Origin of the sequence: Peribacillus sp. NPDC076916 (assembly GCF_050269675.1) — a bacterium.
In the GTDB taxonomy this organism is placed as follows: Bacteria; Bacillota; Bacilli; order Bacillales; family DSM-1321; genus Peribacillus; species Peribacillus aracenensis.
Genome location: NZ_JBNNIU010000004.1, coordinates 404,539 through 421,429, shown reverse-complemented (window position 1 = coordinate 421,429; position 16,891 = coordinate 404,539). Strand labels below are relative to the sequence as shown.

17 protein-coding genes are annotated in these 16,891 nt (G+C 42.5%); 16 read left to right on the top strand and 1 reads right to left on the bottom strand.

Features of this window, described 5'->3' with window-relative positions; genetic code table 11:
* From ACQKFG_RS15765 to spoIID, 13 genes are all read left to right on the top strand, one after another.
* Positions 1-1,030, top strand: a 1,030-nt coding sequence (locus ACQKFG_RS15765; protein ID WP_427560489.1) for an NADH-quinone oxidoreductase subunit C, incomplete at its 5' end; no start/stop codon positions are given.
* 5 nt (positions 1,031-1,035) lie between these two features.
* Positions 1,036-2,133, top strand: a complete 1,098-nt coding sequence (locus ACQKFG_RS15760; RefSeq protein ID WP_192207247.1) for an NADH-quinone oxidoreductase subunit D — start codon at positions 1,036-1,038, stop codon at positions 2,131-2,133.
* A complete protein-coding gene (gene nuoH, locus ACQKFG_RS15755) occupies positions 2,134-3,141 on the top strand; it encodes an NADH-quinone oxidoreductase subunit NuoH (RefSeq protein ID WP_192207246.1) in 1,008 nt (335 codons plus the stop codon).
* Between the two features lie 33 nt (positions 3,142-3,174).
* Positions 3,175-3,594: an NADH-quinone oxidoreductase subunit NuoI gene (nuoI, locus tag ACQKFG_RS15750; protein WP_048685828.1), complete on the top strand. Its 420-nt coding sequence runs from the start codon at positions 3,175-3,177 to the stop codon at positions 3,592-3,594.
* On the top strand, positions 3,591-4,109 hold the full coding sequence (locus ACQKFG_RS15745; protein WP_427560485.1) for an NADH-quinone oxidoreductase subunit J: 519 nt from the start codon (positions 3,591-3,593) through the stop codon (positions 4,107-4,109). The genes nuoI and ACQKFG_RS15745 overlap by 4 nt, the downstream gene beginning before the upstream one ends.
* Positions 4,106-4,420 carry an NADH-quinone oxidoreductase subunit NuoK gene (nuoK, locus tag ACQKFG_RS15740; protein WP_098371643.1) on the top strand — a complete coding sequence of 105 codons (315 nt, stop codon included), beginning with the start codon at positions 4,106-4,108 and terminating at the stop codon, positions 4,418-4,420. The genes ACQKFG_RS15745 and nuoK overlap by 4 nt, the downstream gene beginning before the upstream one ends.
* Positions 4,421-4,454: 34 nt before the next feature.
* Positions 4,455-6,326, top strand: a complete 1,872-nt coding sequence (nuoL, locus tag ACQKFG_RS15735; protein ID WP_427560482.1) for an NADH-quinone oxidoreductase subunit L — start codon at positions 4,455-4,457, stop codon at positions 6,324-6,326.
* Complete coding sequence (locus ACQKFG_RS15730) at positions 6,323-7,846, top strand: complex I subunit 4 family protein (protein ID WP_192207243.1); 1,524 nt, start codon at positions 6,323-6,325, stop codon at positions 7,844-7,846. Before nuoL ends, ACQKFG_RS15730 begins: the two co-directional genes overlap by 4 nt.
* 3 nt (positions 7,847-7,849) lie before the next feature.
* Entirely contained in the window at positions 7,850-9,376 is a 1,527-nt protein-coding gene (gene nuoN, locus ACQKFG_RS15725) for an NADH-quinone oxidoreductase subunit NuoN (protein ID WP_427560479.1), read from the top strand.
* A gap of 149 nt (positions 9,377-9,525) precedes the next feature.
* Complete coding sequence (locus ACQKFG_RS15720) at positions 9,526-9,768, top strand: DUF1146 family protein (protein ID WP_192207241.1); 243 nt, start codon at positions 9,526-9,528, stop codon at positions 9,766-9,768.
* A 158-nt stretch (positions 9,769-9,926) separates the two neighbouring features.
* A complete protein-coding gene (locus ACQKFG_RS15715) occupies positions 9,927-10,676 on the top strand; it encodes a YwmB family TATA-box binding protein (protein ID WP_192207240.1) in 750 nt (249 codons plus the stop codon).
* Positions 10,677-10,708: 32 nt separating this feature from the next.
* A complete protein-coding gene (gene murA / locus ACQKFG_RS15710) occupies positions 10,709-12,010 on the top strand; it encodes a UDP-N-acetylglucosamine 1-carboxyvinyltransferase (protein WP_192207239.1) in 1,302 nt (433 codons plus the stop codon).
* A 209-nt stretch (positions 12,011-12,219) separates the two neighbouring features.
* The gene (spoIID, locus tag ACQKFG_RS15705) at positions 12,220-13,257 is read left to right on the top strand and encodes a stage II sporulation protein D (RefSeq protein WP_228467572.1); all 1,038 of its coding nucleotides are present in this window, start codon (positions 12,220-12,222) and stop codon (positions 13,255-13,257) included.
* Between the two features lie 20 nt (positions 13,258-13,277).
* Here spoIID and ACQKFG_RS15700 read toward each other — a convergent pair whose 3' ends face one another.
* Entirely contained in the window at positions 13,278-13,703 is a 426-nt protein-coding gene (locus ACQKFG_RS15700; RefSeq protein WP_192207238.1) for a VanZ family protein, read from the bottom strand.
* A 152-nt stretch (positions 13,704-13,855) separates the two neighbouring features.
* On the opposite strand from ACQKFG_RS15700, the gene ACQKFG_RS15695 reads away from it, so the two are divergent.
* From ACQKFG_RS15695 to ACQKFG_RS15685, 3 genes are all read left to right on the top strand, one after another.
* Positions 13,856-14,794: a peptidoglycan DD-metalloendopeptidase family protein gene (locus tag ACQKFG_RS15695; protein ID WP_427560473.1), complete on the top strand. Its 939-nt coding sequence runs from the start codon at positions 13,856-13,858 to the stop codon at positions 14,792-14,794.
* Positions 14,795-15,224: 430 nt separating this feature from the next.
* Complete coding sequence (gene spoIIID / locus ACQKFG_RS15690) at positions 15,225-15,497, top strand: sporulation transcriptional regulator SpoIIID (protein WP_034315767.1); 273 nt, start codon at positions 15,225-15,227, stop codon at positions 15,495-15,497.
* 303 nt (positions 15,498-15,800) lie between these two features.
* Positions 15,801-16,802 carry a rod shape-determining protein gene (locus ACQKFG_RS15685; protein WP_076368333.1) on the top strand — a complete coding sequence of 334 codons (1,002 nt, stop codon included), beginning with the start codon at positions 15,801-15,803 and terminating at the stop codon, positions 16,800-16,802.
* Positions 16,803-16,891: the final 89 nt, after the last annotated feature.

Here is a 16,891-nt window from a genome sequence, read left to right as displayed (position 1 = left end):
AGCGAAGCAAAAGGCGGCAGCTGCGGCCAAGGCGAAGGCAGCGGCATTGGCCCGAAAACAGGCGAAAGAAGAGGCGGAGGAAAAGCCGGAAGGCGAAAAGGATATAGCGAAGCAAAAAGCGGAGGCCGCGGCCAAGGCGAAGGCAGAAGCAATGGCCCGAAAAAAGGCGAAAGAAGAAGAAGCGGAGGAAAAGCCGGAAGGCGAAATGGATAAAGCGAAGCAAAAGGCGGCAGCTGCGGCCAAGGCGAAGGCAGCGGCATTGGCCCGAAAACAGGCGAAAGAAGAGGCGGAGGAAAAGCCGGAAGGCGAGATGGATAAAGCGAAGCAAAAGGCGGCAGCTGCGGCCAAGGCGAAGGCAGCGGCATTGGCCCGAAAACAGGCGAAAGAAGAGGTGGAGGAAAAGCCGGAAGGCGAGATGGATAAAGCGAAGCAAAAGGCGGCAGCTGCGGCCAAGGCGAAGGCAGCCGCCGCTGCCAAAGCGAAAGCGGCGGCTGCGAAGAACAGGACTGCTGTAAAGGAAAGCGAGGAAATTAACACCTCTAGCGAACTTTCCCCAAATCAGTCGAAACTCGATCAAATTGTTTCTGCTATTGAGAGCCATATAGGACAAGGGGCATTATTAGAGCACTATATTAATAGATTATCAAAAGATGTACCCACTTTAGTGGCCAGGCAGGATACATATTTCTCAATAGCAAAATTTCTGCGCTACGATGAACAGCTTAACTTTTCGTATTTATCTGAAATTCATGGTACGGACTTTGAAACCCATATGGAAATCTATGTACATTTACATTCATTCAAAATGAACCAATCAGTTGCCTTGAAGGTGAAACTTGATAGGGATTCCCCTGTTATTCCATCATTGGTCCCATTATGGACAGGAGCAAATTGGCCAGAATGTGAGGCGTATGATTTATTAGGTATTAACTTTTATGAACACCCTGATTTAAAGCGGATTTTGCTTGGTGAAGAATGGAAAGGGTACCCCCTTAGAAAAGATTACCAGCCTTATGATGTGGAGGTGTAAGCCCAATGTTAAGGACCGAAGAAATGCTTCTCAATGTCGGGCCGCAGCATCCGAGTACACATGGTGTTTTTCGGCTTGTCATCAAGATTGACGGTGAAATTATAAAAGAGGCAACACCTGTCATTGGGTATTTGCATCGCGGTACGGAAAAACTAGCGGAAAATCTGCAATATACACAAATAATCCCATATACCGATCGGCTCGATTATCTGGCGGCAATGACAAATAATTATGTGCTTTGCCATGCAGTTGAGACAATGATGGGGGTGGAAATCCCCGAAAGGGCAGAATATTTGCGGGTTATCGCAATGGAATTGGGCAGAGTGGCAAGCCACCTTGTCTGGTGGGGTACATACTTGCTGGATATAGGTGCGACGAGCCCTTTCCTTTACGCATTTAGAGAACGTGAAATGATCGTTAATTTATTGACTGAATTGTCAGGGGCACGCCTTACATTCAATTATATGCGTGTCGGAGGTGTGAAATGGGATGCTCCTGAAGACTGGATTGCGAAGGTTGCCGAGTTTGTCCCTTATATGAGGGAGCAGCTTGCCGGTTACCATGAGCTTGTGACAGGGAATGAAATCTTTGTTAATCGGGTTAAAGGGGTTGGCATCTATACGAAGGAGGAAGCCCTGCAGTATTCGCTTAGCGGTGCCAATTTAAGGTGTACAGGTGTGAAATGGGATTTACGAAAAAATGAGCCATATTCCATTTACGACAGGTTCACATTCGATGTTCCTACAAGGGAAGAGGGTGATGCGTTTTCACGCTATCACTGTAGAATGGAGGAAATCGAACAATCACTGAAAATCATCGAGCAGGCGGTTGAGCAATTTCCAGAAGGGCCGATCCTTGCTAAGGTCCCTAAAATAATAAAGGTTCCCAAGGGTGAAGCATTTGTCCGAATTGAATCGCCAAGAGGGGAAATAGGCTGTTATATCGCGAGTGAAGGGAAAAAGGAGCCATACCGTTTGAAATTTCGCAGACCTTCATTTTATAATCTGCAAATTCTACCGAAATTATTGGAAGGGGAAAATATGGCGAACTTGATAACGATATTAGGTGCAATCGATATCGTTTTAGGGGAGGTTGATGGATAAATGATCAAGGATCTTCTCCACTCCGCTCCAAGCCTACTGAATTTTGGCATTTTTTTTGGTCTGGCAGTCCTGCTCCTGTTCGTCGTATTAGGGTTTGTAACCTATGGAATCCTTTCAGAGCGAAAAATCATGGGATTCATGCAAATGCGTGTCGGCCCAAACCAAATTGGGGGGAAATGGGGTCTCTTGCAGACGGTTGCTGACGTTTTGAAACTCCTGATCAAGGAAGATACGATACCAAAAAAAGCTGATAAGCCGTTATATATTTTAGCCCCGGTAATTGCTTTTGCTCCTGCTTTCATGGTCCTTGCCACCTTGCCGTTCACCAATGCCTTTCAATTTGCGGATATAGGTGTCGGACTGCTTTATTATATTGCGATTTCCGGTATATCGACCATCGGCATCGTCACTGCGGGTTGGGCATCCAATAATAAATATTCTTTGATTGGCGGAATGAGGGCAGCCGCGCAAATGATATCTTATGAGATCCCCTTGGTGATGTCGCTAGTCGGAATCGTCCTTCTAACAGGCAGTTTAAATTTGAATGATATAGTTGCAGCCCAGGAAAAGGTTTGGTTCATTTTTCTTCAGCCGATTGCGTTTATCGTGTTTTTTATTGCAGCGGTTGCCGAGTTGAACAGGGTTCCTTTTGACCTTCCGGAAGCGGAATCCGAACTTGTTGCAGGCTATCATGTTGAATACTCTGGATTTCGATGGGCCTTCTTCATGTTATCCGAATATGTGTATATGTTTGCAATGGCAACTCTAACCACTGTATTATTTTTAGGGGGATGGAATTCTATTCCGTTTTTGGATTTTATTCCGGATGCCATCTGGTTCGGTCTGAAGTTCAGTGCCGTATTCTATGTATTGGTCTGGATTCGTGTAACCTTTCCTCGTATAAGGGCCGACCAACTGATGGAATTCGGATGGAAGGTGCTGCTTCCGGTTGCATTAGCAAATATATTTTTGACGGCACTAATAAAAGAATTGATTAACTTTTTTTAGAAACATAAGCTGGTCGGAAAGCGAGGGATTTATATGCTTGGTTTAGCAAAAGGTTTAACCTATACATTAAAGAACTTGACGAGGAAAAAAGTGACCTATGACTACCCTAATGAGCCGCTTCCGCTCCCTGACCGATTCCGAGGAATCCAAAAATTCTATCCTGAAAAGTGTATTGTATGCAATCAATGCGTGACGATTTGTCCAACGGATTGTATTCAATTAACTGGTAAGAAACATCCGGACCCATCGAAAAAAGGGAAAATCATCGATACGTATGACATCAATTTCGAGATTTGCATTTTATGTGATTTATGTACGGAGGTCTGCCCTACAGAAGCGATCGTGATGACGAACCAATTCGAGCTGGCCGAGTATAGCCGTGATCATCTATTTAAAAATCTGGAATGGCTGGATGAAAATGATGAAAATATCCGGAAGGTGAATAAAGTATGAGCTTGTCGGGTGAATTAATTGCCTTTATTGGTTTGGCACTCGTCGCGATATTGGGCGGGGTGCTGCTGATTACGTTAACAAAAGTGGTGCACATGGTAATTGCACTTGTTTTTACTTTCTTGGGCATTGCAGGCATTTATATGTTGCTTTCAGCCGAGTTTGTCGCCATTGTCCAAATCCTTATTTATTCAGGGGCAATCACGATCGTGATGCTATTCGGGATTATGCTGACAAAGCACCAGGAAAATGATGCACCCGCTAAAGGGGGCTGGGGGAAATTCTCCGTGCTCGCAGCGGTTGCTGGATTCGCCGTGGCGGTTTATCTGGGGATTTATAATCTGGATATACCTGTACAGCCAACGGCCTTGCATGAGGAAAATACAGAGCAAATAGGAATCGAACTTTTTTCAAAATATGTGATTCCATTTGAAGTGATGTCGGTACTCCTGCTTGTTGCTTTAGTCGGTGCCATCGTATTGGCTAAAAAAGATGATGAGGAGGGAGATCGATCATGACGGGAGTTCCCTTGTCGGCTTACCTTGTATTGGCACTCGTTTTATTTTGTATAGGGCTGTATGGGGCTTTGACGAAAAGAAATGCGGTCATTGTTTTGATTTCAATCGAGCTGATGCTGAACGCCGCGAACATCAATTTAGTTGCCTTCAGTAAATTCGGGGTAACGCCATCCATTACGGGTCAAGTTTTTTCCTTATTCACGATTACGATTGCTGCGGCCGAGGCTGCTGTAGGGCTGGCTATACTAATGTCCCTTTATCGCAATCGGAAGACGGTCAATGTCGATGAAATGGAAATAATGAAGAATTGAAGGTTTATATAAATGAAGAAGGGGATTTGATACGATGATGGAGCACGCATGGCTCATACCGATCTTTCCACTCGTCACGTTTCTGGTTCTGCTTCTATCAGGCGGGCGTTTGCGGGAACGAGGGGCTATAATAGGAATAATATGTACATTGGCTTCGTTTGTTTTATCGTTGCTTGTCCTGTTAGAACGATTTAAAGAACCTACGTATAATATATCGATAGACTGGCTTTCCTTCGGAGGGACGCAACTTACAGCCGGATTCGAAATCAATCAGCTTAATGCCTTGATGCTTGTGATCGTTTCCCTTGTCAGCCTGCTTGTCCAGATATATTCGAAGGGGTATATGAAGGGTGAAGTGCGATTCTCCATTTTTTATGCTTATCTGGGCTTCTTCACCTTTGCCATGCTTGGTCTAGTCATGGCACCCAATTTATTACAGCTTTATATCTTCTGGGAATTGGTCGGGGTGGGTTCTTTCCTGCTCATCGGGTTTTACTTTTATAAACTGGAAGCTAAGGCTGCAGCGAAGAAGGCATTCATCATGACCAGGATTGGGGATGTAGGGCTCTTAATCGGCATCATTCTTCTATTCTGGGAAACAGGCAGCTTTGAATATGGAGAGATCTTTCAAGCTGTTCAATCGGGCATGATATCAAGTGGAAAACTGACATTAATCGCTATTTTGATTTTTATCGGTGCGGTTGGGAAGTCTGGACAATTTCCACTTCACACATGGCTTCCGGATGCAATGGAAGGCCCGACTCCGGTTTCCGCATTGATACACGCAGCAACGATGGTTGCTGCAGGGGTTTACCTGGTAGCGGCCATGTTTCCGTTATTCATGGCTAGTTCTGCTGCGATGCAGGTCGTCGCAATAACAGGTGGAATTACAGCCATATTTGCCGCAAGCATTGCCATAGTGCAAAAGGATGTTAAGCGTGTATTGGCCTACTCGACAATCTCTCAGCTTGGTTTTATGATGCTTGCCTTGGGTACTTCGGGATATGTGGCCGGGGTGTTTCATTTAATGACCCATGCCTTTTTTAAAGCATTGCTGTTTTTGGCTGCAGGCAGTGTTATTCACGCTATACATACACAGGATATGGAAAAGATGGGTGGCTTATGGGGTAAGTTGAATTGGACTGGGCCGCTGTTCTTGACTGGCACTTTGGCGATATCCGGGTTTCCATTGCTCTCGGGTTTTTTCAGTAAAGATGAAATTCTGATGGCAGCCTGGGAGAATGGTAGTTATATATTGTTTGGTCTAGCGGTGGTTACCTCCTTTTTAACTGCGTTTTATATGTTCCGGCTGTTTTTCATGATATTTGCAGGCGATTCACGCAGTCAAGTCAAACAGGTCAAGGAGTCATCTTCCATCATGTTAATTCCGATGCTCGCATTGGCTTTGCTTGCAATAATCGGTGGGTATATCCAAACACCATGGTTTGGAACCTTCCTTGGGGAGTGGCTTGTGGAGGGAAATGAATCTCTTCTAGGCGCCAGCCATAGTGAGGGGCCTGTTTGGGTCATGTTGATGGCAGTGATTGTATCGCTGGCCGGGATATGCCTTGCTTATATGATATATGCTAAAAAGAAATTACCTCGGGATTGGCTTGTCAAAGAAAACTCCGGGGTCTATAGGGTTTTGGAAAATAAGTATTATATTGATGAGATTTACCATTTTACTGCAGGTTATGCAATCAAAGGCTTTAGTTTATTCCTATCTTATATTGAAAGGTTCATTGTCGGTGGCCTTGTTTCCACTGTAACAAGTTCAATAGAAGGGTTGGGGAAAATAGGGTCTAAACTGCAAACGGGACAGGTACAGCAATATGGCATGATAGCCTTTCTGGGACTTGCGGTACTGTTGGTGATTTTTGCAGTGAATGGGGGGTATCTAAGATGAATGTCTATTTGCTCTCGCTATTAGTGTTTTCACCGCTGCTGGGCATAGTGATGGTTGCCCTCATGCCGAAAAAAGAGGAAAGAACGATTAAACAATTTGGCTTTTTCGGAACACTGCCTCCCCTTTTCCTATCGTTCTTTCTATGCAGCCAATATTATTCGGGTGTGGCCCTATCCGAATTTGACATTAAATTGAATTGGATCAGGTTTGGGAACTTGGAGATGTATGATCCCAAACTCTTCACGGTTGACTTTGAGTTGGGGCTGGATGGCTTAAGCCTCATCTTCATATTACTGACAACAATCATTTCATCTCTTGCCGCAATCGCGTCCATTTATATAAAAAAAGATTGGAAAGGGTATTATTTGTTATTTTTGATCCTGGAAATCGGAATGCTCGGTGTCTTCACGGCAGAAAATTTAATCCTTTTTTTCATCTTTTTTGAAATGACATTGATTCCTGCTTTCTTTTTAATTGGTAGATGGGGCTTTCTTGAGAGGGAAAAAGCTTCTTATAGTTTTCTGATTTATAATGGCATTGGTTCGGCCGTTTTATTGGTGGCCATTTTGATTTTGTTTGCCAGGACAGGTACGACGAACATTGCGGCATTGACACAGATGATGACAATGGGCGGTGTTTCGCTTTTTGCACCCATATCCGGTTCGATGAAATATGGTTTATGTCTCGCCTTTCTCGTTGCATTTGCGATAAAGCTGCCTGTCTTTCCCTTTCACAGCTGGATGGTGCGGGTCCATGCAGAAGCGCCTCCATCCATAGTCATGATACATGCGGGTGTCCTATTGAAAATAGGGGCATACGGAATCATCCGGTTCGGAATGGGGATATTTCCGGAACAATATAAAAGCTTGGCCTTTACCATTGTCCTGTTTGGGGTCCTCAGTTTTTTGTATGGTTCCTTTCTAGCGTTGGTACAAACGGATTTCAAGCTCGTTTTAGCCTACTCGTCCATCTCACATATGGGTATCGTCATGATGGGGCTGGGAGCCTTGAATGAAGCGGGCATTCAGGGAGCCATTTTTCAAGTCATCTCACACGGGCTAATTGCCGCTTTGTTGTTTTTCCTGGTGGGAGTGTTGTATGAGCGGACGGGAACGACGATGCTTCCTAAGCTTGGGGGCTTGGCCAAGTCGATGCCGATTTTTTCGGGGTTCATGTTAGCTAGTGGGCTGGCTTCACTTGGTTTGCCTGGCATGTCCGGCTTCATCAGCGAATTCATGGTATTTCTTGGTTTATTCAAAAGTCAGTCGTTGCTTGCGGCAATAGGGGTGATCGGGCTGGTATTAACCGCTGTTTATGTACTGAGGGCGGTCATGCTGATGACTTTCGGAAAAAATGATAGCTTGATAGAAACAGAGAAACGGGATCTTAGGGGCTGGGAGTTTTTGCCTGCATTGGTTCTTCTCGGTTTGATAATAACTGTTGGGGTATACCCAAATTTGTTAGGCGGGCCTCTTCAAGGAACGATTGAAGCCATGATGCTAGCTCTAGGGGGGCGATGAAGGATGGATTGGAACACGATGCTTTCTTATGATTGGGGAGCGATGATGCCGGAATTCATCATCCTAGGAACGGCCATGTTTCTTTCGATATTGGATTTATTTTGGCCGAAGCACTTTAATCGGAGAAAACTGGCATGGCTCGCGTTAACCGGAATCATTTTGGCCTGTTTGTCACTGATTAGCCTGCTATCCTTTGAGACAGTCAGTATCTTATCCGATACGTTTCGTTTAGATTCATTTGCTAAAGCTTTTAAGTTGCTGCTTTTATTCGGAGCGGCCCTAATCATCCTTCTGGCTGAAGGATATGAACCGCAAGAGGGGCTGCGGGAGCATCGGGGGGAATTTTATTATCTGTTCCTGACCGCTTTGCTTGGAGCGATGGTCATGTCCTCAAGCGGTGATTTGATAACGCTGTTCGTTGGACTGGAACTTCTTTCACTTTCATCTTATATATTGGTCGGAATACGGAAGCATGATCGGAAGTCCAACGAAGCGTCCATGAAGTATGTGATAAACGGAGGCATTTCCACAGCGATCACTTTATTCGGAATGAGCTATTTATATGGAGTGACCGGTTCCGTCAATCTAGGTGAAATGAGCCGAACGATGGCTGCAATGACGGACGGCCAGCTGCAATACATTATGGGACTCGCTTTCTTCATGGTATTTGTCGGTGTATCCTTCAAGATAGCTGCCGCCCCATTTCATATGTGGGCACCGGATGTCTATGAGGGGGCTCCGACACCGGTCACAGCCTTCTTGAGCGTAATTTCGAAAATGGCGGGTTTTGTCATCATCCTGCGCATTTTTCTCTCGTTGTTCCTAACAGCTTCCGGTGACACGTTCGGAGCGCTCGACTTTTTGGAAAAAAATAATATTTATATAGCTTCATTGGCGGGGCTGACGATCATCATTGGAAATGTGGTTGCATTAAGGCAGCAAAATTTAAAACGATTGTTCGCCTATTCAAGCATCGCCCATGCGGGTTACCTGCTTGTAGCGGTGGCAACATTGGGCGGGGGATATTTCCTGCTGGATACTGTCTGGTTTTATCTAATGGCTTATGTATTGATGAATATAGGTGTATTTGCAGTCATTCAGCTGCTCTCCAGTCAAAGTGGGTCAGAAGATATTAGTATTCTTGCAGGGTTGGGGAGGAAATCACCGTATCTTGCCATGGCATTCACTGTATTTATCCTGGCACTTGCTGGAATTCCCGGGACGACAGGTTTCATTGGCAAACTCAATATTTTTCTAGGCACATTCATAACGGAGCCTGGACATTTTGTCCTTGCTGGAATCATGATTGCTGGAACCATTGTTTCCTATGTGTATTATTTCGGATTATTGGTGCAGGTCTTTTTCCGACCCATTCATTCGGAGAAGGTCATTAACATCCATCCGGGTCTTTACGCCGTGTTGATCATTTGTGTGATAGGCACCATTCTTTTCGGGGTGGCACCAAATATTGCTTTTGATTTTATTCATGATCAATTTGGTGAATTTACAGACTTTATTTCGAGTAAATGATATAATGCCTGTATCAGAGGCTTGTTCCATTGGATCAAGCCTCTATTTACAGTTTTAAAAAGATTTTTTGCAATTCTTCCTTTTAAATTCCAAATATGCAGGGGTTTTGTGTTAGAATATAATTTGGGTGTCTTTTAGGAGGTATGTACATGTTTTCAGCAATGGGACAGCAGGCTTTAACAGGGATTATTGCACACTTGTTTTTCATCGCAGTTACCTGGTGGGCTTTACAGGCATTACATTTTGATAAAATGTTAAGATCCAATTCGGTCATCAAGGCCAGGGTTTTATATATTTTATTAACGGTTGCCATCGGTTCAGCTGTAAGTAATTTCTTCCTCGACTACCTGGGATTTGCAAACCAACTCCCTTATATGTTTAGTAATGACTGATAAGCTGTAAGAGTTTTCTTATAGCAAAATATGATTCTACTCTTGTATTCGCTATTGCTCCCTGCCAGTTTAAGGGGAAGTTGTCACCAATTGTCGGAAAACTTGAAGTATGATCTCTCTCCTTGTGGAAAGAATGTGTAAAAGGGGAGGGATTTAACATGTTTAATTTAAACAAAAAAATGTTAACATACATAGTATTTCTCGGTTTGACGGTGATTTTAATTGGGAATAGTACGATTGTGGCAGAAAGTAAACCAGATATAGTTAAAATGGTGGGACTGTTACAAAAAGATGAAGATTTGGACATAGGGGATTGGTCTGTACTCACTAGAGAAATAAATAAAGAGATTACAACTAAACAAGAGTTTGAAAGCGAAGTTACAGCTTTAAAACGAAAATACCCTCAATTTCAATGGCACCGGAAAGATGATGCTTCCGGCTGGAAGGCTGAGGCGTTAACTTACAATGTCGATTCAGGTCTGACCGAGTCTATCAAAATAATGACAACGGAAGAGAAATTTGATAAAGTTACCTATGTTATTTACGAAGTGGAGGGGAAAGAGTGGAAGAAAGCCAATGCGGCATTTTTTACTGCTACGTTCCAAAACAGGGTGAATGACCTATTTATAGGAACTCCTTCAATTTTTTCTTGTATTAAAGGGTCTATCAATGATAATATGGATTCGGTTTTAAACTCTAAAACTGAAGACCTGTTAGATATGTTCCAAGCAAGGGAAATTGAGAGTGTGCATGAAACAAACTTTACATCTATATCTGCACATTCAACATTGTTTAAACAACCATTGACAAAAGAAAAATTAAATTTGCAGTTTGGGCTACGGACAGAAGGATTGGGTGACCGAACGAACTTTGTAGTTGGCACACCAATCATAACGTTTGAATATTAATATAGAGAAAATGGACGCGGAGGGGAATACTTTTGGAAAAAATCATCGTCCGCGGCGGAAAAAGGCTTAGCGGGACAGTTAAAGTAGAAGGTGCTAAAAACGCCGTTTTGCCAGTTATCGCTGCAACATTATTAGCAAGTGATGGGAAAAGTATCATTAAAGATGTTCCTACGCTCTCCGATGTATATACAATCAATGAAGTATTGCGCAACTTAAATGCAGATGTTGCCTTTCATGACAATCAAGTAACTGTAGATGCATCAAGAGAGTTATTAGAAGAAGCACCATTTGAATATGTACGTAAAATGAGAGCTTCCGTTTTAGTGATGGGCTCATTACTGGCAAGGAATGGCCGGGCCCGCGTTGCTCTTCCTGGTGGCTGTGCCATCGGATCACGTCCTATCGACCAGCATTTAAAGGGTTTTGAAGCGATGGGAGCAAAAGTGAAGGTCGGCAATGGTTTCATTGATGCCGAGGTAGAAGGCAGACTTAAGGGTGCAAGAGTGTATCTTGATTTCCCGAGTGTGGGTGCCACTGAAAACATCATGATGGCAGCAACACTTGCTGAGGGTATAACTATTCTTGAAAATGTGGCCAAAGAGCCTGAAATTGTAGATCTTGCGAATCTCCTTAATAAAATGGGTGCCAAAGTCAGAGGTGCCGGTACCGGTACGATGAGAATCGAGGGTGTCGATAAATTATATGGCACTGAACATACGATTATACCTGACCGTATCGAAGCTGGTACATTCATGACTGCGGCCGCTCTTACTGGCGGCGATGTTCTTGTTCAAGGAGCTGTACCTGAACACCTTACTTCCCTTATTGCTAAAATGGAGGAAATGGGCGTTAAAATTCTTGAAGAAGAAGATGGATTACGCGTTATCGGTCCAAAAACCTTAAAGGCCATTGATATTAAAACAATGCCGCATCCTGGTTTCCCGACTGATATGCAATCGCAAATGATGGCATTATTACTGCGTGCTGAAGGAACAAGTATGATTACGGAGACCGTTTTCGAAAACCGTTTCATGCATGTTGAGGAATTCCGTCGCATGAATGCCAATATTAAAATAGAAGGTCGTTCCGTAATCGTTAATGGACCAACTAACATTCAAGGAGCTGAAGTAGCTGCAACAGATTTACGTGCCGCAGCAGCGCTCATCCTGACTGGATTGGTTGCAGATGGCATTACACGTGTTACAGAACTGAAGCATCTTGACAGAGGGTACGTGAATTTCCATGGTAAATTGGCATCCCTAGGTGCAGATGTGGAACGTATTAACGAAGATGTACCTGCTGAAACAAAAAAAATTGCAGATTTAAACGCATAAATAGCTTAGCTTATAGAACCATTCACGTTCGAGTCATTGAACCGTGAATGGTTTTTTTTGTCTTGATCCGGCTTCATCGGCTACAGTTAACTAGATGTCATTTTTCTATTCATAAAAGCTTGTCCCCCGACATACATTTGTTATGTAAAGATACCTGCTGGATACGATTAAATACGGCAGAGAAAACAAGTGTAGGGAGGCTCAGGAATTTGAAAGCAATCAAACCGATGATCGTACTATTCATAGCAGTAGCGTTCGTAATTATCATGATTCCGGCAGTGCTTGTGCTTCCATTTTCAAATGATAAGACAAGTGGGCAGTTGACCGAACAATTAGAAAAGAAAGTGAAGAATGAGGGTAAAGAGGTAGCTGCAAATGAAATGAGTTCCGTAGAAGTTGCCGTTTATCGAACATCTGCAAAAAAGATTGAAAAACTGCCGATTGAATCTTACTTGACTGGTGTGGTTGCGGCTGAAATGCCAGCGGATTTTGAAGAAGAAGCGCTGAAGGCTCAAGCATTGACAGCGAGAACTTACATTGTCAATCAGCTTATAAGCGAAAGTCGGTTGGGCTTGCCGGATGGTGCCGATGTAAGCGATACGGTCATGCACCAAGTTTATAAGAATAATGATGAGCTGAAAAAACAGTGGGGCTCTGATTATAAATCGAAGATGCAAAAAATTAACAAGGCTATAAAAGAAACTGCGGGTCAAATTTTAACCTATGAGGGAAAGCCGATTACTGCCACTTTTTTTTCGACCAGTAATGGCTACACGGAAAATTCCGAGGACTATTGGCAAGCTGATTACCCCTATTTAAAAAGTGTATCCAGTCCGTGGGATAAAGAAGAATCACCAAAATTTTATAATAAAGTTGTAGTGAATGCTGCAGATTTTGAAAAAAAACTGGGTGTAAGTCTTTCTTCGGGAACATCAATAGGGACTGTCATTGAAAGAACATCAGGTAATCGTGTAGGTGTAGTGGAAATCGCAGGAAAGAAAATGACAGGAAAACAGATTCGTGAGAAGCTCGGGCTGACATCATCCGATTTTGACTGGGAGCGTCAAGGCGACCAGATTGTCATCACGACAAAAGGATCCGGACACGGAGTTGGAATGAGCCAATACGGGGCCAATGGCATGGCCAGGGAAGGTAAAACCTATGAAGACATCGTGAAATATTATTATAAAGGCGTTAAAGTTCAGTCTTCAAATAAGTGGCTGAATACGATGACAGCAAAAAAATGAGAGATGGGAATCCCCATCTCTCATTTTTTTGCGCTTAATTTTTCTATAACGGTCAAAAAGCCCCGTTCACGCTTGAAATAATGATATTGGACATGAAAATAGACTGCAGCTACTCCTATGATATCTTTAATGACATCTATTAAGGTAGAGGAGCGGTATGGGACGAAGGATTGGTGATATTCATCAATAACTCCGTAAAGGCAAGCCACAAGTGCCGCCAACAGGCTTAAACCAGGTTTCAGATTTTGGTTTGCAGCAAGGGCGGAAACAAATAAAATATACAAAAGGGCAAATTCGACCAGATGAAGTGCCTCTTTGATAAATCGGTCAATTGAGGATGAGGGAAGATCAAGAATCATATCATCGGGGTTGCTCGACATTATCCAAATGGCAATCATATATAGGAAAGGCAATAACGTTAACACAAGTTTAAAAGCTTTTTTCATGATTTAAACATCCTTCAACAGTAAGATACCAAACATTTTACCATTCTACGAATAAAATCGGTTTCATTTCCACAAAATAAATCTAAAAAAATTTTTTCCTGAATGTATATAATCTTAACAAAATGTTCAGAATGATTGCTGAGGTGATTAATATGAGAGAGGAAGAAAAGAAACCAACTTCCACAATCCGACGTATACTAAAACAACGTTGGGCATTATCAGCAATCTATATCGCAAGTGCAGCCATAATCTTAGCCGCGGCCTTCTTATTACAAAATAGTTTTAACGATTCAGCTAAAGATGGCAAAGAGGAATCAGCTGAAACAGGAAAAAACTATGGTGAGCCTTCTGTAGAAGTTAATAGTAATCTTGAGACAATCAAGATGCCTGTAGCCGATGCGAACAAAACGGTTATCAAGAAACAGTTTTATGATGTGAATGCGGATGAAAAAGCACAAGAAGAAGCATTGGTTTTCTACAACAATAGATATGAGCAAAACAAAGGTATAGACATTGCAATGGAAGATGGAAAGACTTTCGATGTAAAGGCTTCCTTAAGTGGAAATGTAACGAAAGTTCAAGACGATGCGTTACTTGGAAATTTAGTTGAAGTAGAACATGAAGATGGCGTTGTTACCCGTTATCAATCTGTTAAAGACATTAAGGTTGCAGTCGGTGACAAAGTGAAACAAGGACAAGCAATTGCTACAGCTGGGAAAAGCCAAATCAATGAAGAGGCTGGCGTACATGTACACTTCGAAATCAGAAAAGATAACATTGCGTTAAACCCACTTGATTTTGTTGATAAACAAGCTTCTGCGATTCAATCGGCAACTGAAGCCGAAGGCAGTGAACTTGAAGATTCTGCTAATAAAGAAGAAAAACCTGCAGTCGAAGGTTCTGAAGCTAATAAAGAAGAAAAACCTGCAGTTGACGAATCTGAAACTGGCACGGAGCAAGCTCCTGCAGTTGACGAAACTGACGAGAGCACTGATTTAGAGAGTGGCACTGATGAGGAAGGCTCTGTCCCTGGTGAAGATACAACTGAAGAAAGTGATTCCTTAAAAGATTCGTTGAATCAATCTAATTAAGATCAAGATTTTTAATAAAATCAAAACAAAAACCTAGAGCGTTACGAATGACAACAACTGAAAATTTGGTAAAAGGAAGCTGTTCACTTTGAACGGCTTCCTTTTTTTGAGGAAATATTGGCCAATATGCTGAAACCTTTGAATTTCTGACAAATTTCTCGGGAAATAATTTACGCCTAATGACAATAAACAGATGAAAATCAGAAATAAATCCAAACCTCCTGTCCCATTAGGCATATATTCTTAACCAAGCTAATAAGATGTTATAAACCATGCAAAGAGAGTGTTTGAGGTGAGGAATCGTTTATTACAAATTATCTAATAGGTGAATAATTCTATCTTTCATTGTTTATAGGGCAGCGGTATTCGATTCGAAAAATACGAATCTCATTTCACACTTCTCACATCCAATTTGGGGAGGTCGAGTGGTGTGCACGATTACATCAAAGAAAGAACTATCAAGATAGGAAAGTATATCGTGGAAACTAGAAAAACAGTCCGCGTCATTGCAAAAGAGTTCGGAGTCTCTAAAAGTACGGTTCATAAAGACTTGACTGAGAGGCTGCCAGAAATTAATCCTGATTTGGCTAACGAAGTGAAGGATATATTGGATTATCATAAATCCATTCGCCACCTTAGAGGTGGAGAAGCGACAAAATTAAAATATAAACGTTCTGAAAGAGAAGAAGAAATCGTAAAATGATACTTGAATCATTCCGGCTATTGGAAGTGAATCGGGCAATCAGGGATAAGGGGGCATGAAAGTGAATGTCCGTTTTTTTTCTTAACCTTGATTGCGGTTCCATGCCGGGGTTTTTTTATGGGGAAATGCGAAATTTAGTACATAAGGCATCAATTTTTTTTACATATTGGCAAAAAAGGGAATAATAGTATTTATTAGTGTTTATTTATAATTCATACTTACTTGTGTCAATGCAATATGGTAAAATAAACAATTAGGACAGAAGTAGGTTATATGTGAGGATATTCAAGGAGGATTTAAGAAATGTTTGCTAGAGATATTGGGATAGATCTTGGAACAGCCAATGTTCTTATACATGTCAAAGGTAAAGGAATTGTGTTAAATGAGCCTTCGGTAGTTGCGATTGATAAGAATACGAACCGTGTTCTTGCCGTCGGGGAAGAAGCTCGTAAAATGGTAGGCCGTACTCCAGGAAACATCATCGCAATCCGTCCTTTAAAAGACGGTGTCATTGCGGATTTTGATGTAACAGAATCGATGCTTAAGCATTTTATCAATACATTGAATGTGAAAGGCTTCCTTTCAAAGCCTAGAATTTTAATCTGTTGCCCGACCAACATAACAAGTGTCGAACAAAAAGCGATTAAAGAAGCTGCTGAAAAAAGCGGCGGAAAAAAAGTATTCCTTGAAGAAGAACCAAAAGTGGCTGCAATCGGTGCCGGTATGGATATTTTTCAACCAAGCGGCAATATGGTCGTAGACATTGGCGGGGGTACAACGGATATTGCCGTTCTTTCAATGGGGGATATCGTTACATCTTCTTCAATTAAAATGGCCGGTGACAAATTCGATAATGAAATTTTAAATTATATCAAGCGGAAGTACAAGCTCCTTATTGGTGAGCGTACAGCGGAAAACATTAAAATCCAGGTTGCAACCGTATTCCCTGGATCCCGTAATGAAGTCATCGATATCCGTGGGCGCGATATGGTATCGGGATTGCCTAGAACCATTTCGGTCAACTCGGAAGAAATTGAGGAAGCTCTTCGCGAGCAGGTTTCCATCATTGTACAAGCTGCAAAAAGCGTGCTTGAGCGGACACCGCCAGAACTTTCTGCAGATATCATCGACCGCGGCGTCATTTTAACAGGCGGGGGAGCATTGCTTCACGGGATTGATTTACTTCTTGCTGAAGAACTTAAGGTCCCAGTACTCGTTGCCGAGCAGCCAATGGATTGTGTAGCAATCGGAACCGGTATCATGCTTGATAATATGGATAAATTGCCACGTCACAAATTCAACTAAAAAGCGGATGGAAAGCCGCACCATAAGATAGGGGTCTAAGGTTCAGACAAACGTGAGGCATAGTGAAAGTGCGTGCAGTTCTAGTACAG

Bases quoted from the DNA above. Each gene is read 5' to 3' on its own strand.
- ACQKFG_RS15760 (WP_192207247.1), top strand. From the start codon at position 1,036: ATGTTAAGGACCGAAGAAATGCTTCTCAATGTCGGGCCGCAGCATCCG.
- nuoH (WP_192207246.1), top strand. From the start codon at position 2,134: ATGATCAAGGATCTTCTCCACTCCGCTCCAAGCCTACTGAATTTTGGC.
- nuoI (WP_048685828.1), top strand. From the start codon at position 3,175: ATGCTTGGTTTAGCAAAAGGTTTAACCTATACATTAAAGAACTTGACG.
- ACQKFG_RS15745 (WP_427560485.1), top strand. From the start codon at position 3,591: ATGAGCTTGTCGGGTGAATTAATTGCCTTTATTGGTTTGGCACTCGTC.
- nuoK (WP_098371643.1), top strand. From the start codon at position 4,106: ATGACGGGAGTTCCCTTGTCGGCTTACCTTGTATTGGCACTCGTTTTA.
- nuoL (WP_427560482.1), top strand. From the start codon at position 4,455: ATGATGGAGCACGCATGGCTCATACCGATCTTTCCACTCGTCACGTTT.
- ACQKFG_RS15730 (WP_192207243.1), top strand. From the start codon at position 6,323: ATGAATGTCTATTTGCTCTCGCTATTAGTGTTTTCACCGCTGCTGGGC.
- nuoN (WP_427560479.1), top strand. From the start codon at position 7,850: ATGGATTGGAACACGATGCTTTCTTATGATTGGGGAGCGATGATGCCG.
- ACQKFG_RS15720 (WP_192207241.1), top strand. From the start codon at position 9,526: ATGTTTTCAGCAATGGGACAGCAGGCTTTAACAGGGATTATTGCACAC.
- ACQKFG_RS15715 (WP_192207240.1), top strand. From the start codon at position 9,927: ATGTTTAATTTAAACAAAAAAATGTTAACATACATAGTATTTCTCGGT.
- ACQKFG_RS15700 (WP_192207238.1), bottom strand. From the start codon at position 13,703: ATGAAAAAAGCTTTTAAACTTGTGTTAACGTTATTGCCTTTCCTATAT.
- ACQKFG_RS15695 (WP_427560473.1), top strand. From the start codon at position 13,856: ATGAGAGAGGAAGAAAAGAAACCAACTTCCACAATCCGACGTATACTA.
- ACQKFG_RS15685 (WP_076368333.1), top strand. From the start codon at position 15,801: ATGTTTGCTAGAGATATTGGGATAGATCTTGGAACAGCCAATGTTCTT.